Genomic DNA, 16546 nt, shown 5'->3' on the forward strand with positions numbered 1-16546 from the left:
TTATGAGCGAGTCTAAGAAAACAGATAAGTCAGATGGAATTTTAGGTGATACGATAAAGAAAGTTGTCTCAATTGGCATTGGGGCAGCTTTTATGACAGAAGAATCTGTAAAGAAGGTTCTAGATGATCTGCCTTTGCCAAAAGATATTGTATCTGGACTTATGACAAACGCTAAAAAGACAAAAGAGGATTTTGTCATTTCTGTTCGAGAAGAACTTCGTAGTTACCTAAAGAATGTTGATCCTAAAACAATTGTAGAATCAATACTTGAGGATTATGAAGTTACTGTAAGTTTTAAGAAGAAAGAGAAAAAATCTGAAAAATGATTTCTGAAAATTATCAAAAAATTCTTACTCAAGTTGGTGACAAGAATAAACTCTTGGCGGTAACCAAGTATAGTGAGTTTGAAGATATCATAACTGTTTACGAATTAGGACATAGAGACTTTGGTGAGAATCGTATTGAGTCACTTATACCTAAGGCCCAAAAGGCACATGAATTAGGTTTTCATGATATTAGATGGCACTTCATTGGTCATATCCAATCAAATAAAATTTCAAAAATTTGTCAGGTTCCAAATTTAAAATGTATTCAATCTCTTGATAGCTTAAAGCATATGCGCCTTTTCAATGAAAAGCTTCAGTCTCCTTGCGAGTTTTATATTCAAGTTAACACTAGTGGTGAAGAACAAAAAGGCGGCCTTTGGGATCGTGACTCTGTTAGAAATTTTATCGACGAGGCCAAAGAACTTAGCAATATTCATATCGTGGGCCTTATGACCATGGCCGCTGCTAATGGAGCTGCTCCTCGTGATAGCTTTAAAAAGTTAGTAGAAATTCGTGATGCTGTCGATAAAGAGCTAAAGCTTTCAATGGGAATGAGCGGTGATATGGCCTGTGCTCTTGCATTAGGCAGTGATTGTATTCGTGTAGGAAGTGCTATTTTTAAGGCATAATTATTGTATCCTTACTATCTAATTTCTCAAAATACCTTTCTAACTATATGTAATTGCACTGTGTATTAGTCGTGACTTATAATTGTCATTATTGACTTTAATTTATGCGCACTGTAATAAATTTTTATCTACTAAAATAAATCGACATCAAAAATGGAGAGTCATTATGAGTACTGCAAATAATAATGAAAGAAGAGTTCCAGAATTAAGCCTTACTTCTTACACTGAAGGCTCGACTGCTGATCAGATTAAATTTGTCGACGACTTAATGTACGGCCTAAAAGAATACGGTTTTATCATTCTAGATAATCACACTGTTGATCAAAATAAAGTTGATGAAGCATATGATATGGTAAAGAAATTCTTCTCTCTACCTGTGGAAACTAAGCTTAACTACCAAGGACAAAACGGTGGTCAACGTGGCTACACTCCATTTGGAATGGAGCACGCAAAAGATAGCAAGCACCCAGACCTAAAAGAGTTTTGGCACGTTGGGCGTGAGCTTGCAGCGACATCACAATACAAAGGGGTTTATCCTGAAAATATTTGGCCTGCAGAAGTTCCTGGCTTTAAAGAAAAATTTCTTTCTCTCTATGAATCTATGGATGCTACTGCAAATGTTCTTTTAGAAGCAATTGGAAAAGGGCTAGACGTACCACAAGGCTTCTTTGCAGATATGGTTAATGATGGAAATTCAATTCTAAGAACGATTCACTACCCGCCAACAACTGGTCACGATACAACTAACTCAATTAGGGCCGGTGCACACGAGGATATCAACCTTATCACAATGCTTGTTGGTGCAACTTCATCAGGTTTACAGCTTTTAGATCGTGATGGAACTTGGCTAGATGTAGATTCTAAACCAGGACAACTTGTTGTTGATTCTGGAGATATGATGGCAAGGCTTACGAATAATGTACTTCCTGCAACTACTCACAGAGTAATCAACCCAGACAATTCTGGTGAAGAAAGATACTCTATGCCATACTTTGTGCACCCGCACTCAAAAGCATCTCTAGCTTGTTTAGAAAGCTGTGTAGGAGAAGGCAAGAAGTGGGAAGATATCACAGCTGGAGATTTCCTAAATCAAAGACTAAGAGAAATTGGTCTAATTAAGTAATTTTAATAAATACTGGGGAACCAGAACAACAACACTACGAATAATAAGAATGTAAAGGCCTCGCAATAGTGGGGCCTTTTTTATTTGTTGATTAAATGTCTATTTGTCTAAATTCTGAACACTTTCTAAACTCTAAATGCTTATAATTTAATCAAAATGGGTGGCACTTTTTTTGCATATTAATTGCCATGCAAAACCTAAAGAAATCGACTTTAATCAAGTTCGTCACTATTCTTGTATTCAATTTCACGATCCTAGCATCTGCTTCAACGCAATTTAATCGTGAAATTTTATCAATGAAGAGGGCATCTTCTAAGATTCTTGTTCGCTTAAGAAATATGGCCAAAATCCATAATTCAGAATATCAGCGAAATGGATATACAGAAGCCTATTACCAATATGAGAATATTCATTCTGCTATTAGAAAGTTTCACAAGAGAGTTTTAAAGAAGGGCCAACTAGGCACAGATAAAGAAGGTGAGTACACAGATGAGCTTGCCTATAAAGAAACACTCGAGTTCATTCAATACTTAGATAAGCTTATCCCAACATTTTCTAAGACAAAGGGATACGAGAAGCTCCCATCTTCTCGTAAGATTCTTATCTCTCAAATTTCAGCATCAGCGCTTAATTTAGCAGAAATGTTAAAAGAAGAAGATATTTATATTCAAATTTCAAAACCACTTAGAGAGGTTGCAAGGGTATATCAAAAGCAGGAAGAGTTCCTTAAGCAAAAAGAAGAATTACTAGGTGACTTCTATAATGCACAAGATGAATTAGAGATTTCACTAACTAGAATGATTGATCATCTTTCACTGTTTATTAAAAGGAATCATGGGCCAAGAAAAGAATATCGTCGTCCATATACTGCCGAATCCTATGACTATATCAAATATAAGAAGATCTTAAAGGAAGTAGAAGAGCTTCTCGAAGAATTTGATATCAATGATGGAGCACAGTTTGCAAAGCTTACACAGTTAGTGTCACAGACTAGACAGCTAGTAAATCTTACAAAGACAAATACAAAAAATGCGCGCGTACTTTTATCTCGTGTATATAAGACGTTCAACTTATTTTCTTTAGAAGCTAAAAGCTTAAATAAGAGATTAGTAGTGATTGAGCTTGATCCAACGCTTGGTCTTAAAGAGATGGAGTTTAAGTATTATCGTGCTACCCAAGTATGCTCACTACTTGGCGGGCCAGGAAATATTCTCCTTAGAAGATCACTAGAAAGTGATATCGATCTTTTTGAAGACTTTAGTCCTCGAACTTCAGGGGCCATCAAGCTTGTCGAGTTTTTAAAGTTTAATGATCGAAGTCTAGAGTTTAGACACGCTGAGATCATTACAGAAATAGAGCGTGATACGCGTATAAATACGATGGGATTTTACCCTCTTAGCTTTAATTGGGGAAAGGAAGAGGAAGATAAAATGCCTCCTTTTCTCGAGATAAAGAAGGGATATCGCAAGTGTCATTCTGATGGCTGCGATACTTATGATGATTATCGCACAAATTTTGCATGGCTTCGAGTTAATGAAAAGAGTGCAAAGAAGATGACTCGTACCAAAGAGAAGGCATTAAAGAAAGTTGAAAATAAAGAGGATTATTCAAAGCTAGGTGTTTGTTCTGACTTTGTGAATTGGGCATTTGGAAATGTCATAACTTCAAATTGGAACCAGATTCCAATAGTTAGAAATCTTATTCAGATTATTTATCCTCCAGAAGGATTGCAGACACCAGATAATCTTTATGACTCTTACAAGACTGATGTTATTTGTGAAGTGGAAAGAAGAAAACTTAAGTATCCACATTATATCAATGCCCACCATTTAAAGGATCAGGTATTGAGAGACTTAAATTCGCAAAACCCTGCGATAAGCACTCATGCGAAGAATACGTTAAATGAATTAATTAAGAAAAATATAATGGATAACGAATTAAATTTGAACTATGACGTTATTAATTTTGAAACAAAGTAAGAATAAAAACGAAAAAGGAGAGAAGAGAATGAACAACAAAAAACAAAAACTTCTAGTTGCCGCGTTCTTGATGACGCAAGCACCTGCTGTTATCGCGGGTTATTACAATTCTTCAATCGAAGGGATTTCTTTAGATGGTATTTATACACCGGAGAACCTAAGTAATATTTCTAAAACTGTTTGTAAGAAAGTTTATGATGATCCAAATATGGATAAAGAACACACTCAAATGTGTGAGCGTGGAGTTCAGTCTGCTCAACGCATGGCCGCTGTGTATGCCGCTGGAGAAGGGACACATTTAGGTTGTGTTGATGGTTATCAACAAGGTCTATATCGTGGGTTTAATGTGACTTCAAACCCGTCGGTTGATATCTTAAGAGACGAGCAACGTGCTCTTAAAGGTGTGACAATTGAAAACGCTGTAGCACTTGGTAAAGATAAGGCCGCAAAGGATTCACGTTATTCAACAGAATCTGAAATCATCTCACGTTTTAGAGATAATGTAAGAGATGATGCTTCTCAAACTGTAACAGCTCCATCAAAAGATTATTCTAATGTTCTTAAAGTTCCACGTTTTGAAGGTTTTGATGATGGTTATGCAAGAGATGGGAAAGGTGGATCATTTAGTGATGTAATTAACGCTGGGTGGGTTTCTTCTTCATCTGCAATCTCTAAGAGAATTCACGCTCGTGCTGTTGCTAGACAATTTGGTCTTAGATCAAGTTTAGCAGATAAGTGTTCTTCAACACCTATTCTATTCGATAAAGGTCTACACACTGTTTCAATGTGGGATCTATTCTCTGCATACGGAGAGTATAACTTCAAAGACTATGGTTGGAAGTCAACAACTCGCGCATGGAATAAGTTTCAAGCATCTGATGAACAAGAAGCAATTGCTTACCGTAATATCCAAGATGTTAAAGAAGCATATCAGCAAAGAATTGGATATCACCAAAAAAGTGTAGCTGTTGAAATCGATGAGATCGGTGCTGATGGACAGCCAACAGGACGCAAAGTAGTAAAAAGAGATGCAAACGGAAATATCGTTTATAAGCAAGTTGATGACTTAAATCGTCCAATCTTTGAAACTCGCTACCGTACTGTTTCTGGAAAGTCTGCTAAAGACCTAAAGGCCGTATATGCTGACGCATTTGCTGAGTCTTATAGAAATCTTGCAAAAGAGCACTTTGGTAAGGCCTTCGTATCAACACATACAATGGCACGCAACCTTGGAGAAGATTCTGGGAAGGCCGTAGGTCTAATCGTTGCACGTGACCTTGCGAAACAACAAGCTTATGATGAAGTTTATAAGGCACAGTCGGCAACTTCATTTGCTAAAGAATACGAAAACCTATTTGTAGCTTCTTGGAATAAGAATTTCGATTACTTTGTAAATAACCCAATGGTAGAGATCACTGGTTTCGATCTTTCTGGTGACGGAAATGGAATCTTTACAAGAGGTGAGTCACTTAAGTCTGTATTAGGTTTAAGAAACTTAGGTCTTAAGTCTGGAAATATTAAAGTTTCTCTTGATTCAGCTTCATTTGAATCAGGTTCAAGTCGCTCAGAGTACGTAACTGCTCCAGCTTCATTGAACTTTACTCACACTTCAGCAAAAGCTCAAGGTAAGCTTTCAAATAACCTAAATGTATTTGATTCAGCAAGACTTACAGTAAGTATTGATGGAAGCGATATCAAGAAGGTTTACGAACTTAAGAGTACAGATAGCAAAACTATCGAAATCTTAGATGTAGCACCAGTTTACCATGCACAAACTCAGATTAACTCTGTAGTAGCTGGGGACGCAACAGTATACGTAACTGTTAAAAACCCTTCAAACTCAGAAACTTCAGCTTCTGTTGATATCTCTGTAGCAATGAATGATGGTAAGACTTATACAGCTACAACAACAGCTCTAAAAGCAGGTGAGTCAAAGAGAGTTCCTGTTCGTGTTACAGGAGTTGATCCATTATTCATTATCAATAATGGGCTTTCTGGTAAGGTAACATCAAAAGTTGGTGGAAGAATCATGAATACACGTAGTGCTTCTTTTGATAATGTGAACTTTGATAAGTCCGTTGCGGATTACTTCAACTCAATCCTTACAAACTCAACAACTAACTACGGTGATGATGGGTATAAAGAAGATAGAGTTGAAACTTTAATCTCTATCATCTTAACTGCTACTGAAAGAGAAATTAAAACTGATTGGGATAACAACGCAAAAGTTGCTAATACAATGATCGGTGCTCTACAGAAAGAATACAAGGCATCTTCAGCTGCTGGTAAGCTTAATGAAGAAGCAAAAGAAACATATAAAGTACTAGCTCAAGAACTAGAAGCTTTATATGACTCGACTTTTGGATACAAAGATTACATCAATCAATTAAAAGTATTCAACGGTGATCTTGAGACTCGTTCAAAGAAAGATCGTAAGAAAGACTAATTCATAGTCCATTAAATAAGAAAGGCCCGCATCTTGCGGGCCTCTTTATTTTCAATAATTTAATTTTTAATTATTGTGCTTCAACTACAGCTTGACCTGGTTTGAACCAACATAGTGGTCTTAGTCCAGTTGTGAAGTTTTCAGTTCTGTTACAAGTACCGATGTTTGCATCGTTTTGATCTACATCTGTGTAAGCGTCAACAGTACATAGAGCACCTTGGTAGTAAGTATCTAGACGACACTGTGGTGCTGGGTGGTTGTCATTAGTTTTAGAAACTACAGCTGGATCTGGAGTGTCAAACTTAAGCTCAGAAGTCATGCTTCTTAGTGCTCTGAAAAGGTTAGCTAGTGACATACCTGCCATTGAACCTCTTAGACACATTGCATATTCGTTTTCGTTAACAAAGTTTTTCTCACAGTTCTTAACTGCTACAGCTGGAACTTCAACTTCGCTCATGATTGAAGCGTTATCATCGTTTTCCATGAACTTTCTTAGACACTTAGAAGTAGCGAAGTAATCAGCTTGACCTTCGTTTGAAGCCCATGAAGATCCCCACCAGCTAGCTTTCTTAGGTGCTCCACCTAGGTGGTGACCAAGCTCGTGACATACAACAGTTGCAAATCCGTCTCTTGTGATTGTTTCGTGTCTTGCAAGACCACCAAACATACTAACACGCCAAGTGTTACCAATTTGCTGAGCGTATGCGTTAACAGTTCCATCTTCCCATTTTCTTTCGATTTCTAAAGTTTTACCTTTAGCAGCGATAATCGGTGCATAGATCGCTTCAATCTTATCAATGATTGAGTTGAACTCACCTTCTGAAATTGTGTTGATACTTTTAACATTTGAAGGAATCCATAGGTTGTTGTCTTCTACGATTCCTGTTGTTCCGTGCTCGTCACATGCGAAAGAAAAAGTCGATACACATGCAAGTAGTAGAGCTAAAATTCCTTTTTTCAAATCAGTCCTCCCTGAAAAGTATATTATTGATTTGCCAATTCTTTTTCTGGTTTAGCGTAGATATGATTTTTCTGAATTTTTTACACTATGTAAAAGTCTTTTTTTGATTTGGGCCTTAATGTAAGATTTTGTTGGTTTCTAGATGCTGTGCTGCATTGTGAATGTGTTAAAGTTTTTCACCACTCTTTGGTTAAGTCATTAAAATTATGATAAAGTTTTAGCATTATGAAGAAGATAATTTGTATCACTTTTTTTCTACTTTCAGTTGTAAGTTATGGCCAAACTAATGATCCACTGGTTGATCAAATCACACAAATGCGTGATGAGATGTTTAAGCAGATGCAAGCAGGGGATAGCTTTGATGCCGAGATTCAAAAGATGTTTGAGCGATTGCAGAAGTTAGGCCAGATCAAAGGACTTCCTGATCGCTTCAATCGTCATGTGAATATGGTGGAATACTTTTGGCAGGATGCTGACACTCTCGTTATCAAAATTTCTAAAGATGATGAAGTCAATGTCGAAGTGAAAGAAAACATTATAGTTATTAGTGGTCAAAAGGTCATTAAATCGCCAAATGGTATTTCAAAATCATCTTTTTCACAGAGTATCCCATTAAGAGCTAATCTTGACTCGACTTCAGTTAAGATGAGTATGAAGGATGGTAATATCGTCATGGACTTTAGGCCTTTAAAGAAATCTAAGCAGCTATAATTTCTCCATTTAAGTTTTCGAGAATTGCGTAGAGCTTATGATTGAAGTCCTGGGCGTTAAATGGCTTTGTCAGAACTTCTTCTACATTTATCTTTGAAGCATCATGAATCTTGTCGACATCGATATCTCCCGAAATGAGCATGATATGTGGATATTTCTCACGTTGCTTTTCTTCGAGGTGATAGAGTCGTTCAATATATTGTAATACTTCTTGGCCACCCATTTCTGGGAGATTTAAGTCGATCACAATGAGATCATAATTATCATTTTTAATCATCTGACAGGCATCGACTCCATTTGAGGCCATTGATACATTTGCAAAATAGCCACTGCTTGCAATTAGTGACTTAAGGGATTCTGATATTGTTCTTTTGTCGTCAATGATGAGAGCTTTCATAGGTGATTTCCTTATCAGTTACAAATGCAGCGTTGATTCAAAATTATAAACAATATGAGCTTATTTTAATTCGTCACATTATTTTTTATAACTAAATTAATCTATAATATTTGTTAATGTTACTAAACTACTGAAATAACGAGCAAAGTAGTCGGCTAAATTTGAGTAGACGACTAAAGTATCCACTATAAGATACCGATAAATAATTTATGAAAAGCTTCGTTGTGACGTTATTGACATTGATTATTACATCCTTTGCCTTTGGCATCCAGGAGACTTACTTTCATAAGAAAGAGGAATTTGAGATTCCTAAGAGAGATCTGTCGATTATCGCTACAGATAAAGGTTTTTTTCCTTCAAAGGTTACGGCCTTCGTTGGTGAGAAGTTAAACCTTTATGTTACATCAGCGACAAAGCAGCCTAGTTGTCTAATATTAAAAGAGCACGAAGTATATGTTGAGGCCAAGACTGGTGAAGTTAGGGAAGCTTCAGTTTTTCTTGATACGCCTGGACGCTTCAAATTTTACTGCCCGTCAGGACAAATCAGTGGAATTTTAACTGTTATTGAACATCCACGAGAGAAGGCAAAAAAAGACGAGCAAAAAAGAGAAATCGCATCTCGTGAAAGTGAGCGAGTGCGTGTTTGGCGTCCAAAAGACGACTGATTTATATTTAGAGATTGATTGTGAGGGATTATGTCTTCGGTATTTAACGATGCGATTAAGAATTTACTTTATCCAATAGGCGACCTTTTGGAAGATGAAGGTGTTTCCGAAGTTATGATTAATGGGCCCCATGAAATTTTTGTTGAAAAGAAAGGTCTCGTTTTTAAAGTTCCAAATCAATTCGAAGACGAATCATCACTTATCTCTGCAATGCGTGCCATTGCTCAATCGGTAAATCGAACAATTGATGAAGATAACCCGCGCCTAGATGCGCGTCTGCCAGATGGTTCACGTATTCACGTGGTACTACCTCCAATGGCAAAGAATGGAACGACAGTGGCCATTCGTAAATTTTCTAAGGAAAGTCTAACTCTTAAGGACCTTATCTCATTTGGTTCTATGTCTGATGTGGCCGCAAGGTTTCTGGATATATGCGTTTATCTTGGAAAGAATGTTCTTGTATCTGGTGGTACGGGTTCTGGAAAGACGACGATGCTAAACGTTTTAGGGGGAAGAATTCCTAAAACACAACGTCTCATCATTATCGAAGATGCGGCAGAACTACAAGTTGATGCCGAACACGTCGTAAATTTTGAAACGAGAAAGGCGGATGAGTTAAAGGGGATTGAGGAAGTTTCAATTCGTGATCTCGTTATTTCTGCCATGAGGCTTCGCCCTGATAGAATTATTGTTGGGGAGGTTCGTGGAGATGAGGCCCTGGATCTTGTTCAAGTTATGAATACTGGTCACGATGGTTCAATGGGAACTGTTCACGCCAATAACCCAATTGATGCCTGTACTCGTCTTGAGACACTTTGCCTTATGGGTGATACAAAAATTCCACCAGATGCTGTTAGGAAAATGGTTGGGAGTGCTCTGCAAATTGTTGTTCAGTGTAGTCGTTATCATGATGGGGGACGTCGTACGTCGCATATTTCAGAAGTATTAGGTGTCGATAATAATGGGAATTATATTGTTCGCGATATCTTTCGCTGGGTTCAAACTGGCAAGGATCCGCAAACTGGTAAGTATATAGGAGAGATGGTGCCGTGTAATTATGTACCAACTTTCTTTGAAGATATCGTTGTCCATAAGCTACCATTTCCAAAATCTAATTTCCTTGCCCCAGATTGGGTGAAGGATATGGTTAAGAAAAAGGTCGCTTAATTATTAGATATCAACTTCGATACCATCCTCATAGATTTCAACGATAAATCGGTTCTGATCTAGCTCTTTAGTCTTGTCGACGATTTCCTTGATATCATCCACTTCAAGTTCTGGCTCAAGCTCCATATCAGCGCTAAAAACCTTGATGATAGCGATGCTCATCTTAAAATCACTTAAGTCATTGAATTCAGATAGGGGGAATGTTACCTTGTAACCCCCTGAAAACTTGTCAATATCCACGTCTATTTTCATATAATTAATTGTAATTACATTAGAGTAAAAAGCAATAAAATTTAAACTACGTAGATTCCTGTTGTGTTGTCTAAAATTTGGTGCATAGAAAATGAACATGGCATTACTATTTTTCAACTAGGCCCAATAAAGTCATTTCTGCTGATATTATTGAAGGCGTCAAATAGCTTAATTTTATTTTTGAGGGAAAAATTAAATGAGAAATAGAACTACTTCATTCATCAAATCAACTCTTGTGATGACAGCGATTGCTCTATCTGCAAATGTTTTTGCACTAGAAACAATTCAAGATGATATTGATTCTATTCGCTTTCAGCTTAAGTCTGAGCAGATCTACACTCTTAAAAATTATGGGCAGGGACAATATAAAGAACTTGCTTTTACTCGAATTGAAAAACCAAATCTTAAAGTTGGCCTAAATAAGAAATCTGCAACAGAAACACTAGAAGTTGCAATTGATGAATCTCTTTTAGTTGAAAAGAATTCTCTTGTTCACATAAAGTTAGAAAAAAATAACTTAGTAAATATTGAATCTGCCAATGATAAGGCGGCGGTTTTAACAAAGCTTAAAAATAACGGACTTGGCCTTGATAAAAATCAGGCGGCAAAAATACTAAAGAAAGATATTATTGCAAATCTTAATCGTGTTATTGCAAAAATTGGATTTCGCGATAATACAAAAGTTAGTTATGAGATTAAAAACCTTGCATTTAACTGTCCTTCACTAAAAGGGCGTATCACAAATTGTCGTGGTAAATATGATGTTATTGCTACACTAAAGAATGAAAAGAAGAAGACTTCAAATCTTTCAGAGATCCTTATTAACTCTACTAAGAATTTGAATAATTTTGGTTCTGAAATTGATATTAATGCATATATTGGAGAACTTCGTTCAATCAATAAGCAGCTTAATAAATTATCGGAAGGTAAGCCTAAGGGTGTTGATCTAAAGAAGCTTTACGCTCTTAAAAAAGATGTTCAATCAGAAATTCTTGATTCGTACCAGTACACTGCGATTGCAACATCAAGTGCAAGGGACTTCCTAACAAAGCTTAATTCAAAGCTTAACTAAAACTAGCTGACGCTTTGTTTTAAACTCACAAATAAATTAATTATTTCATTTAATACATCATTATGAAGCTGGCCAAAACTAGCTTCATATTTTTTTGCTTGAGAATCAAATTCAGCTCGATTCTCTTTATTTTTAACTTCTAGCTTTAACTGATCCTTATTGAAAATTAGCTTAATATCAAGATTGTAAATCATGACTCTAAGAATAGGGGATTGCTCCCATTGTCCAAAAAACACCTTGTAACTTAAAATTGTATTTCTATGATCAATACGGGCCAGTGACTTTTTTAGCGTTAGTAGAGTTACTTTTAGCCACTCAAGTGATTTGTCTTCGTTTAGTCCTGTCTTTGGTGGGATTGATTTTAAGTTCTCAATTGAACCATCGATCATGGCCTTAACGGCGTATTGTTCAAATTTCTTTGCATCAAAATTTTCGACTTCGTTTTGATATTCGATAAATTCTTTATCCACTAAATTGAGAATGTTCATTTGATCAAAGTGCAAAAGTAAATTATGGTCATTGCTCTCAACGTGAAGGTAGGTATCATGAAGATTTTTTCGATCATCACGCAAAGGTGTCTTTTCAAAAACATTATGGGCCAAGCAAATTCTCACCGGACTTTGTAGCGACTCTTGCATAGACTTTAAGAGCTTGTCTCTGCTATCATCATTAGATAGACGGTTTTTATTAATTCTAGTGAAAAAGTTTACGAATTTATTTTTAATACCCATAAGGGATAAAATAACGACTTTTTTAGGGATGTCTAGCATTTAAGGTGAAATATTGAAGATAGGTATTTTTGATTCTGGCATTGGTGGACTTAGCGTGTTGCGTGAAGTCGCAAAACTTATGGATCGTTGCGAAATTTATTACTTTGCAGATCGCCTGAATGCACCATATGGCAATAAGACAAAAGAAGAAGTATTTACTTTTTGTCAGAGTATTGTCGAAGACTTTATCTCTCATGGAATTGATACCATTTTAATTGCATGTAACTCTGCTACGGCCATGGCCATTAATGAATTACGCACTAATTACCCAAATATTCGCTTTTTTGGGATTGAACCATTTATTAATGTCATTAACCTGCGCCCAGAGCTTAAAAAGCAAAAGGGAGTGGTTTTAACAACTAAGATTACTGCAGATTCTATGCGTTTTCAGAGCTTGAAAGAGCGCTATGATCCAAAAGAACACTTGGTTTACCGCGTATCAAAGAATTTAGCTAAAATTATTGAAGACAGTTTTGATAGTGGAAGGCTCAATGAAGATGAGATTTCTAAAGAGATAGTTGATTCAATTTTTCCTTCAGGCCAGAAAGAGAGTTATGATTATATAATTTTAGGTTGTACTCACTATCCTTTCGTCAAAGAGCTATTTAAGGCCAATGTTGGGGCCCAAAGTATTTCTCCTTGTTATCATGTGGCCAAGCATATGGCAGATCAATGTGTCATAAACGAAGATGCTCAAATCGTCGATTTCTTCTATTATCGTGATAGTCGAAGCCCAGATTTATGGCGCAAAGTTAAAAAGCAAAATTTAGAAGGTTTTCCCTTTTTCTAAGTGACGATCCTTAAAAGCGTAAGTTAAAATATGGCAAATTTTAAACTAACGAAGGATTGGTATATGTCTAAAATTAAATCTATTACTCCACGTCAAATCTTAGACTCACGAGGAAACCCAACTGTTGAAGTTGATTTAGTAACTGAAAATGGTTTTATGGCCCGTGCAGCAGTTCCTTCTGGGGCATCAACTGGCTCTAAAGAAGCGCTTGAGTTAAGAGACGGTGACAAGTCTTACTACCTTGGAAAATCTGTTAGAAAGGCAATTTCAAATATCAATGAATATATCGCGCCAAAAATTATCGGAATGGATGTTTTTGACTTAAGAGCTGTTGATCAAGCAATGCTTGATGTTGATGGAACAGAAAATAAAGAAAAGTTAGGAGCTAATGCTATTCTTGCTGTTTCAATGTGTGTTGCTCGTGCAGGTGCTCTTGAAAAAGGAAAGTCTCTTTATGCTTATTTAAGAGAAGATCTAGGTGTTCCAGTGGCAAGTGATAAGTATCGCTTACCAACTCCTATGATGAATATTATCAATGGTGGGGAGCACGCTTCAAATAATCTTGATATTCAAGAATTTATGATTATTCCTCATATGGAAAAGTCATTTAGTGAAAACCTAAGAGCTGGTGTTGAAACTTTTCACGCTCTAAAAAGTGTTTTAACAGAAAAAGGATATTCAACAAATGTTGGTGATGAAGGTGGGTTTGCACCATCTCTTAAGTCACACGAAGAGGCCCTTGATCTAATTCTCAGCGCTATTGAGAAGGCCGGTTATAAACCAGGTCAAGATATCTCGATCAGCCTTGATGCAGCTGCTTCAGAGTTCTATAAAGATGGAAGCTACAAAATGCAAGGTAAGAGCTATTCAAGTGAGGATATGGTTGAATATTACTCAAATTTAGTTTCAAAATATCCGATATATTCAATTGAAGACGGGCTTGATGAAGCTGACTATTCTGGTTGGGTAAAACTGACTGAAAAGTTAGGGGATAAATGCTTACTAGTTGGAGATGACTTATTTGTAACAAATAAGAAGATCCTAGCTGAAGGTATTGAGAAAAAGCAGGCAAACTCAATCTTAGTTAAGATTAATCAAATTGGTTCTCTAAGTGAAACATTTGATACGTTAAAGCTAGCTTTTGAAAATAACTTTAGAGCAATTATCTCTCACCGCTCAGGAGAAACAAGTGATGCCTTCATTGCTGATCTTGCTGTAGCAACTTCGAGTGGACTTATTAAAACAGGTTCTGCTTCAAGAAGTGATCGTCTTGCAAAATACAATCAACTACTAAGAATTGAAGAGGCCCTTGGTAGTGAAGCAAAGTACGACGGATTAATCTAAGTCAAAATATAAAGGCCTCGTTTTAAGAGGCCTTTTTTTATGTCTAAAAATATACCTAAGTCAGATAACGAAGCACTACATTTTCTCCATGATCTTCTCAATCACACACATGGCCTGAAGCTCTATTTAGAGTCTCGTCATGGTCAGATGGAGCAAGCAAGTCTTAATCTTATTTATAATGAAGTTCAGGCCTTAGAAAATCAAATATCATCCCAATTTAAGCGTTTAAAGGATACAGATTCATATAGTGTCGAAAGTCTTATTGATACTTGTAAGAGACAATTTGAAATTTATCAATTAAAGGTCGACTTAAAAGTTTCCATTTTTCAAAGTGATCTGGCCCCTATTGAATTTTCTTGTGATGGACAAATTTTTGAACGCCTAATAAAAAATATCTCAAAAAATTTATATCTTTGGTCGAGTCCCAAAAGTATGATTGAGTGTCACATCAGTGAAGTTGATGAGAAGATTCAACTAACTTTCTCAAATGAAATTAATGAGCACACAGACTTAGAACAACAATCAAATGGCATTGGCCTACTCTCAATGAAGCGTCTTGCTAGTGAAAATGGCATTACATTTCAAAGTTACTTAGAGAATGAGAAATGGATAACGATAATCCTGATTAATAAAATCGGACATATTAAACAAAATATCGCCTGCTAGGTAAAAGAATTCTATCTATATTAAAAAGTAATAAAGAAGGTTATTCTATATAACATATGGAATTTATAAAGATCTTTATTTCGTTAACGATTTTGTTTGCCTCTGGCCTACAGGCCTTAGCAAACCCTCGAATCTATCAATCAGACGCTACTGCACTAAATAAAGGTGCATCCAAAGTTAAGATTGAAGGCAGCTTTTCTTCGACACTTTCTCAAGTTGATAGTGAGGGTAATGAAGTGGTTTACAATGATGATGTAAGCTACAATTTACTTGATGCAAATATTGATTATCAATATGCCATCATGCCTAAGTTTCAACTTCTTGCTGGCCTTAAAGGACGATATGTAAGTAGTGGTGATACTCTTGAGACGCAAACGACAGCTGGGCTTGAGTCTTTTTATGTCGGAGCATTCTATGCTTTTGATAAAATGCATGGAAAAGATTTTGCTGTAAACGCATTTTATCGCTTCAGGCCTTATACTGTTGATACGTATTCTGGTTCAGCGCCAAGTGATGAATTAATCTTAGGTGACGGTGGAAATGATCTTGAGCTCAATTTCCTAGCTAAATTTGAATCAACAAAGTGGACATCATACGACTTCAAGGTTGGTTACCGTATTCCTGGGGCCCCTATTTCTTCAGAGATCATTTTTGATGCAAGACTTGTAAAGCATTATGTTGATTGGGCCTTTTGGCTTTCTGCAAATGGTGTCTACTCATTGGGTGGTGATGAATACACTGATAATCCGAACGCAAAGCCTGTTGTTGCTAGTGGTTACACTTCAAGGTGGAATTCGATTAATCGCCAATTCCTAAACTTAGACGTTAGTGCTCAAACTCTATTTGGAAAGAAGTATCTTGCTTATGCAACAGTTGGTGCAAAGGTTGTTGGAACTTCAACTGATAAAGACTTTTATACAACTCTAGGTCTTACTTGGACTACTGGTGGTGTAACTGCTCAGCAGAAATTTGAAGAGAGTTTTAAAGAGTACTCTGTCGAGGCCAATGTTATTAAGGTTTCACCTAGGGGAGTTTTCATTAAGATTGATCATGGCTCTCTTGACGATATTCAAGTTGGAAATATTGTTGATATTTATAAAACAGACTACTTCGGCGGAAATATATTAGTTGCTCAAGGCAAGGTTTATGAAGTTTCAAGTGCTTCATCAATTATAAAAGTTGTGGCACGTTACCGTAAGGTGCCAATAGAAAAAGGCTTTGCTGCCAGGATTAAGTAGTTGAAATGAG

The 16546-nt window shown here is 36.4% G+C and carries 17 protein-coding genes; 13 read left to right on the plus strand and 4 right to left on the minus strand.

The features are described 5' to 3' along the window. Positions 1–2: 2 nt before the first annotated feature. The 5 genes from ABMA70_RS00995 to ABMA70_RS01015 all read left to right on the plus strand — a co-directional run bounded on the left by ABMA70_RS00995 (position 3) and on the right by ABMA70_RS01015 (position 6503). Positions 3–326, plus strand: coding sequence for a hypothetical protein (locus tag ABMA70_RS00995; RefSeq protein ID WP_103217134.1), 324 nt, complete (start codon positions 3–5; stop codon positions 324–326). Further along, positions 323–955, plus strand: a complete 633-nt coding sequence (locus ABMA70_RS01000; protein WP_392992080.1) for a YggS family pyridoxal phosphate-dependent enzyme — start codon at positions 323–325, stop codon at positions 953–955. The genes ABMA70_RS00995 and ABMA70_RS01000 overlap by 4 nt, the downstream gene beginning before the upstream one ends. Positions 956–1121: 166 nt before the next feature. After that, positions 1122–2078 carry an isopenicillin N synthase family oxygenase gene (locus ABMA70_RS01005; protein WP_103217136.1) on the plus strand — a complete coding sequence of 319 codons (957 nt, stop codon included), beginning with the start codon at positions 1122–1124 and terminating at the stop codon, positions 2076–2078. Positions 2079–2266: 188 nt separating this feature from the next. Then, positions 2267–4057: a hypothetical protein gene (locus ABMA70_RS01010; RefSeq protein WP_392992077.1), complete on the plus strand. Its 1791-nt coding sequence runs from the start codon at positions 2267–2269 to the stop codon at positions 4055–4057. Between the two features lie 28 nt (positions 4058–4085). After that, on the plus strand, positions 4086–6503 hold the full coding sequence (locus tag ABMA70_RS01015) for a hypothetical protein (protein WP_392992075.1): 2418 nt from the start codon (positions 4086–4088) through the stop codon (positions 6501–6503). Positions 6504–6573: 70 nt separating this feature from the next. Here ABMA70_RS01015 and ABMA70_RS01020 read toward each other — a convergent pair whose 3' ends face one another. Then, entirely contained in the window at positions 6574–7464 is an 891-nt protein-coding gene (locus ABMA70_RS01020) for an ImmA/IrrE family metallo-endopeptidase (protein ID WP_103217139.1), read from the minus strand. Between the two features lie 225 nt (positions 7465–7689). Between ABMA70_RS01020 and ABMA70_RS01025 the strand changes: the two genes are divergently transcribed. After that, on the plus strand, positions 7690–8175 hold the full coding sequence (locus ABMA70_RS01025) for an Hsp20/alpha crystallin family protein (RefSeq protein WP_392992073.1): 486 nt from the start codon (positions 7690–7692) through the stop codon (positions 8173–8175). Here the strand turns inward: ABMA70_RS01025 and ABMA70_RS01030 are convergent. Next, on the minus strand, positions 8162–8572 hold the full coding sequence (locus ABMA70_RS01030) for a response regulator (RefSeq protein WP_103217141.1): 411 nt from the start codon (positions 8570–8572) through the stop codon (positions 8162–8164). The two genes, ABMA70_RS01025 and ABMA70_RS01030, sit on opposite strands and share 14 nt — an antisense overlap. Positions 8573–8781: 209 nt before the next feature. Between ABMA70_RS01030 and ABMA70_RS01035 the strand changes: the two genes are divergently transcribed. Together ABMA70_RS01035 and ABMA70_RS01040 are read left to right on the plus strand one after the other, a co-directional pair. Then, positions 8782–9237: a cupredoxin domain-containing protein gene (locus ABMA70_RS01035; RefSeq protein WP_103217142.1), complete on the plus strand. Its 456-nt coding sequence runs from the start codon at positions 8782–8784 to the stop codon at positions 9235–9237. A gap of 30 nt (positions 9238–9267) precedes the next feature. Next, on the plus strand, positions 9268–10404 hold the full coding sequence (locus ABMA70_RS01040; protein ID WP_103217143.1) for a CpaF family protein: 1137 nt from the start codon (positions 9268–9270) through the stop codon (positions 10402–10404). Positions 10405–10407: 3 nt separating this feature from the next. Here ABMA70_RS01040 and ABMA70_RS01045 read toward each other — a convergent pair whose 3' ends face one another. Beyond that, positions 10408–10656 (minus strand): hypothetical protein, encoded by a 249-nt coding sequence (locus ABMA70_RS01045; RefSeq protein ID WP_146037789.1) that lies wholly within the window; start codon positions 10654–10656, stop codon positions 10408–10410. Positions 10657–10852: 196 nt separating this feature from the next. Between ABMA70_RS01045 and ABMA70_RS01050 the strand changes: the two genes are divergently transcribed. Then, positions 10853–11728, plus strand: a complete 876-nt coding sequence (locus ABMA70_RS01050; protein WP_103217145.1) for a hypothetical protein — start codon at positions 10853–10855, stop codon at positions 11726–11728. 2 nt (positions 11729–11730) lie between these two features. Here the strand turns inward: ABMA70_RS01050 and ABMA70_RS01055 are convergent, their stop codons facing one another. Continuing rightward, entirely contained in the window at positions 11731–12459 is a 729-nt protein-coding gene (locus tag ABMA70_RS01055; protein WP_392992070.1) for a hypothetical protein, read from the minus strand. Between the two features lie 52 nt (positions 12460–12511). On the opposite strand from ABMA70_RS01055, the gene ABMA70_RS01060 reads away from it, so the two are divergent. The 4 genes from ABMA70_RS01060 (at position 12512) to ABMA70_RS01075 (ending at position 16536) form a co-directional block, all read left to right on the plus strand. After that, on the plus strand, positions 12512–13288 hold the full coding sequence (locus ABMA70_RS01060; RefSeq protein ID WP_158246810.1) for a glutamate racemase: 777 nt from the start codon (positions 12512–12514) through the stop codon (positions 13286–13288). Between the two features lie 63 nt (positions 13289–13351). Then, complete coding sequence (eno, locus tag ABMA70_RS01065; protein ID WP_103217148.1) at positions 13352–14632, plus strand: phosphopyruvate hydratase; 1281 nt, start codon at positions 13352–13354, stop codon at positions 14630–14632. Positions 14633–14671: 39 nt separating this feature from the next. Continuing rightward, positions 14672–15298 (plus strand): hypothetical protein, encoded by a 627-nt coding sequence (locus ABMA70_RS01070; protein ID WP_392992068.1) that lies wholly within the window; start codon positions 14672–14674, stop codon positions 15296–15298. A 56-nt stretch (positions 15299–15354) separates the two neighbouring features. Further along, complete coding sequence (locus ABMA70_RS01075; RefSeq protein ID WP_392992066.1) at positions 15355–16536, plus strand: hypothetical protein; 1182 nt, start codon at positions 15355–15357, stop codon at positions 16534–16536. The last annotated feature ends 10 nt before the right edge of the window (positions 16537–16546 follow it).

The sequence above is a fragment of the Halobacteriovorax sp. XZX-3 genome, assembly GCF_043196495.1.
Lineage (GTDB): Bacteria > Bdellovibrionota > Bacteriovoracia > Bacteriovoracales > Bacteriovoracaceae > Halobacteriovorax_A.

Coding starts and splice junctions, on each gene's coding strand:
- ABMA70_RS01010 (WP_392992077.1), top strand. CDS start 2,267: ATGCAAAACCTAAAGAAATCGACTTTAATCAAGTTCGTCACTATTCTT.
- ABMA70_RS01035 (WP_103217142.1), top strand. CDS start 8,782: ATGAAAAGCTTCGTTGTGACGTTATTGACATTGATTATTACATCCTTT.
- ABMA70_RS01070 (WP_392992068.1), top strand. CDS start 14,672: ATGTCTAAAAATATACCTAAGTCAGATAACGAAGCACTACATTTTCTC.
- ABMA70_RS01025 (WP_392992073.1), top strand. CDS start 7,690: ATGAAGAAGATAATTTGTATCACTTTTTTTCTACTTTCAGTTGTAAGT.
- ABMA70_RS01015 (WP_392992075.1), top strand. CDS start 4,086: ATGAACAACAAAAAACAAAAACTTCTAGTTGCCGCGTTCTTGATGACG.
- ABMA70_RS01040 (WP_103217143.1), top strand. CDS start 9,268: ATGTCTTCGGTATTTAACGATGCGATTAAGAATTTACTTTATCCAATA.
- eno (WP_103217148.1), top strand. CDS start 13,352: ATGTCTAAAATTAAATCTATTACTCCACGTCAAATCTTAGACTCACGA.
- ABMA70_RS00995 (WP_103217134.1), top strand. CDS start 3: ATGAGCGAGTCTAAGAAAACAGATAAGTCAGATGGAATTTTAGGTGAT.
- ABMA70_RS01030 (WP_103217141.1), bottom strand. CDS start 8,572: ATGAAAGCTCTCATCATTGACGACAAAAGAACAATATCAGAATCCCTT.
- ABMA70_RS01000 (WP_392992080.1), top strand. CDS start 323: ATGATTTCTGAAAATTATCAAAAAATTCTTACTCAAGTTGGTGACAAG.
- ABMA70_RS01075 (WP_392992066.1), top strand. CDS start 15,355: ATGGAATTTATAAAGATCTTTATTTCGTTAACGATTTTGTTTGCCTCT.
- ABMA70_RS01045 (WP_146037789.1), bottom strand. CDS start 10,656: ATGAAAATAGACGTGGATATTGACAAGTTTTCAGGGGGTTACAAGGTA.
- ABMA70_RS01055 (WP_392992070.1), bottom strand. CDS start 12,459: ATGGGTATTAAAAATAAATTCGTAAACTTTTTCACTAGAATTAATAAA.
- ABMA70_RS01005 (WP_103217136.1), top strand. CDS start 1,122: ATGAGTACTGCAAATAATAATGAAAGAAGAGTTCCAGAATTAAGCCTT.
- ABMA70_RS01050 (WP_103217145.1), top strand. CDS start 10,853: ATGAGAAATAGAACTACTTCATTCATCAAATCAACTCTTGTGATGACA.